The organism is Mesorhizobium sp. M7A.F.Ca.MR.362.00.0.0 (assembly GCF_004023175.1).
Lineage (GTDB): Bacteria > Pseudomonadota > Alphaproteobacteria > Rhizobiales > Rhizobiaceae > Mesorhizobium.
In genome coordinates, this window is the sequence record NZ_RZTF01001102.1 from 1 (window position 1) to 244 (window position 244).

A 244-nucleotide genomic window follows, 5' to 3' on the forward strand; every position below is an offset into this window, starting at 1 on the left:
AGGTCTTGGCGTCCTCGGCAGAGCGTGACCAAGCTGGCCGATGGCGTGCGGTGATGCAGGCATTGGGGCAGCGGGTTGGCTGGCAAAGCGCGGTCAGCGGCATCTTGCCGTCGATGTTCGTTGCCTGCTTAAGGCAGGCGGCCGTGCCGGGATCAAAGAAGCAGTCAGCCAGCACTCCGACATGCAATGTCCGCGCGAGGCTCGCTAACATTGTGCGGAGCCGCCCACGATCAGCGATCATGGC

1 pseudogene is annotated in these 244 nt (G+C 63.9%); it reads right to left on the minus strand.

The features are described from left to right. Positions 1 to 244: pseudogene (locus EOC06_RS39280) on the minus strand (integrase); the annotation flags it as partial.